This window comes from uncultured Maritalea sp. (genome assembly GCF_937139385.1).
In the GTDB taxonomy this organism is placed as follows: Bacteria; Pseudomonadota; Alphaproteobacteria; order Rhizobiales; family Devosiaceae; genus Maritalea; species Maritalea porphyrae_A.
Window position 1 is genome coordinate 1 of sequence record NZ_CAKZPW010000293.1, and the last position, 3,085, is coordinate 3,085.

A 3,085-nucleotide genomic window follows, 5' to 3' on the forward strand; every position below is an offset into this window, starting at 1 on the left:
ATACCAATAACAATTGTTGCTTTCGGGTTTTATATTTTAAAAAATACAGGTAAAGAGTTTATGCCAAAGCTTGAGCTAGTTCGCCTCACCCTGCCCCGCCGCGTATACACCCAAGCGCATATGGATGTGGTTGTTGAAAGTGTGTGCCGGGTGATGGAAAATGCGCCCAATATAAAAGGGCTGAAGTTCAATTATGAGCCTGAGTATTTGCGCTTTTTCCGAGGCAAATTTGAACAGGTTTCTGCTTAGAATTGATCCCTTGTGGTCGCCAAAACTGGCGGCCACAACCACCCTTGCATTTTTAGCATATCTGAGGGTCCAAAACCGGACCCTATTTGCCTAAATTTTTTCTTGCACTCTTGCACAAACAGCCTAAAGAGCGTTCCATTGAACTTGTGAAGTTTAATCATGAGCCGGGACGCATTTTTGTTGGCGCGCTCACATTTCACCACATGAGGAGACTGAAATGAAGATTGCTATGTTGGCAAGAAACCCGAACCTATATTCGCACAAACGATTAAAGGAAGCGGCAGAAGAGCGCGGCCACGAATTTCACATCATCAACACTTTGCGTTGCTATATGAACATAGCCTCACGGCGGCCCGAGATCTATTACAACGGCGAAAAGCTGAAGGGCTACGACGCAGTTATTCCACGTATTGGTACGTCGATTACGTTCTATGGTCTGGCCGTTTTGCGCCAATTCGAGATGATGGGTGTTTACCCACTGAACGAGAGTGTAGGCATTGGCCGTTCACGCGACAAATTGCGCTCCATGCAGTTGCTTGCCCGTGATGGTGTTGGCTTGCCCAACACAACCTTTGCGCATGACCCAAAACAAACAGAAGAAGTGATCAAACTGGCTGGCGGTGCGCCGCTGGTGATCAAGCTTTTGGAAGGCACGCAAGGCGTGGGTGTGATGCTGGTTGATACCGACAAATCTGCGCAAAGCGTTATCGAAGCGTTCCGTGGGGCTGAGGTGAACATTTTGGTACAACAATTCGTCAAAGAAGCAGGCGGATCTGATATCCGGGCCTTTGTGATTGGCGGAAAAGTGGTTGCAGCAATGCTGCGCACCGGTGCTGAAGGCGATTTCCGGTCCAACTTGCACCGTGGTGGCTCGGCAAAACAAATCAAAATCACGCCTGAAGAACGCGCAACAGCGGTTAGAGCCGCGAAATCCATGGGCCTCAATGTATGTGGCGTGGATATGCTGCGCTCATCTTCTGGGCCAGTTGTGATGGAAGTCAACTCATCACCAGGTCTTGAGGGCATTGAAAATGCAACAGGCATTGATCTTGCTGGCAAGACAATTGAGTTTTTAGAAAACCACGCGAAACCAAATAGAACACGCACCAAAGGTAAAGGCTAATGCCAAAACGTGAACCCTTTAAACTTGGGACATTTGAAGTGGAGGCAGGGACACGCAAAACCGTGGACCTGCCGGTCAGTGTTCTATCCGACCATACGCCCGTTACACTCAGCGTGCATGTGGTGCATGGTCGCCTGCCCGGACCAACTGTTTTCGTTTCAGCGGCAGTGCACGGCGACGAAGTGATTGGGGTGGAAATTGTACGGCGCTTGCTGAACAGCAAAAAGCTGAGCGGTCTGCGCGGCACATTGCTCGCCATCCCGATTGTCAATTCGTTCGGCTTTATGAACCATTCGCGGTATTTGCCCGATAGACGAGACTTAAACCGCTCGTTTCCGGGCAGTCCACAAGGCTCACTTGCCGCGCGGCTTGCACATATTTTTCTTGAAGAGATCATCAAGAAATCTGACTTTGGGATCGACTTGCACTCGGCCGCTGTAAACCGGGCAAACCTGCCCCAAGCGCGCGTTTCGCATAAGTCGGAAAAAGCAAAAGAACTGGCGCAGGCTTTTGGTGCTCCGGTTACGCTTTTGTCTCCGCTGCGTGAAGGTTCAATGCGTCAGATTGCCGACAGTCTTGAAACACCGATGGTGCTTTATGAAGCTGGCGAGGGCTTACGGTTTGACGAACATGCCGCCAAAATGGGCGTAACCGGCATTTTGCGGGTGATGAGCCATTTGGGTATGCTCAGTGCAAAATCAGTCAAGCAGCCACGCGTAAAGCCGCTTTTGTCGTCGTCGAGCTATTGGGAGCGCGCGCCAGCCGGCGGGGTCATGCGCACGTTCAAAGGCAATGGCGAGATCGTGCAAGAAGGCACAGTTTTGGGCATTATTTCGGACCCATTTGGGGAAAAAGAGGTGGAACTCAAAGCCGCCTATCCTGGCTTAATCATTGGGCGCACCAACCTGCCCGTGGTCAACGAAGGTGATGGGCTGTTCCACATTGCCAAGATCAAACGTTCCGACGAATCCGCTGAAGCGGCGCTTGGTCACTTGCAAACGCAAGTGGAAGTTGAAGCCGAGGCGATGTTCGACGAAGACGAAATCATTTAAAAAAATTGGGCGGCTTTTGCCGCCCTTTTCTATTTCAGGTGTTCGGCATGTCGGCTGCGACAAAATAACATACGGAGGAGTATGTTATTCTCTTTAGATTTTACCTAACATCAGCAGGTACTTATCCAAAGGAAACAAAATGCTACTTTTCATTAGGACCGCAAACAAATGGCTCCTTTCTGCTGCCATCTTGTCATTCGCCGCGACAGCACTTCATCTAATTGTTGGCACACCAGAGCTAATGCAGCCGATCTACACATCAAACACGCCAGCTGTTTCAAAAGCGACCGCCCAGGTTATGTGGAACGGTATTGCGCTTTTGTGCGTCGTCAGCGGAGGTGTGTTGCTCTACGCGTCAATTAAGCCAAAGATCGCAGTCGAAATTTCGGCTGCTGTCATCCTCATCTTTGTTGGCATGACTGCCCTGTTTGTCCTAACGGGGCTTTCGCAGTTTGGTGAGATTTCTAGTCTTCCTCAATGGCAGTTCTTTGGTCTACTACCACTTCTGACGATCATTGGCCTCGTGCGAAACAGGGCGCGTGGTGCATAGACACCAAATCCAAAAAATATTGGAAAGCCCGAGCTAAGCTCTTACGTTTAAACCACACTAGTCTGGCTTCAAGGGCGGCTTTTGCCGCCCTTTTCTATTTCAGGTGCTCGG

General features: G+C 50.1%; 3 protein-coding genes and 1 pseudogene. All 4 read left to right on the top strand.

Annotated elements, in window-relative coordinates; genetic code table 11:
* Positions 1 to 249 (top strand): annotated as a pseudogene (locus Q0231_RS12175) (hypothetical protein); the annotation flags it as partial.
* Positions 250 to 466: 217 nt separating this feature from the next.
* On the top strand, positions 467 to 1,372 hold the full coding sequence (gene rimK, locus Q0231_RS12180; protein ID WP_269392204.1) for a 30S ribosomal protein S6--L-glutamate ligase: 906 nt from the start codon (positions 467 to 469) through the stop codon (positions 1,370 to 1,372).
* On the top strand, positions 1,372 to 2,424 hold the full coding sequence (locus Q0231_RS12185; protein ID WP_269392205.1) for a succinylglutamate desuccinylase/aspartoacylase family protein: 1,053 nt from the start codon (positions 1,372 to 1,374) through the stop codon (positions 2,422 to 2,424). Before rimK ends, Q0231_RS12185 begins: the two co-directional genes overlap by 1 nt.
* Before the next feature lie 139 nt (positions 2,425 to 2,563).
* Complete coding sequence (locus Q0231_RS12190; protein WP_269392206.1) at positions 2,564 to 2,974, top strand: hypothetical protein; 411 nt, start codon at positions 2,564 to 2,566, stop codon at positions 2,972 to 2,974.
* Positions 2,975 to 3,085: the final 111 nt, after the last annotated feature.

Excerpts from the sequence above, each read along its gene's own strand:
- rimK (WP_269392204.1), top strand. The coding sequence starts at position 467 with ATGAAGATTGCTATGTTGGCAAGAAACCCGAACCTATATTCGCACAAA.
- Q0231_RS12185 (WP_269392205.1), top strand. The coding sequence starts at position 1,372 with ATGCCAAAACGTGAACCCTTTAAACTTGGGACATTTGAAGTGGAGGCA.
- Q0231_RS12190 (WP_269392206.1), top strand. The coding sequence starts at position 2,564 with ATGCTACTTTTCATTAGGACCGCAAACAAATGGCTCCTTTCTGCTGCC.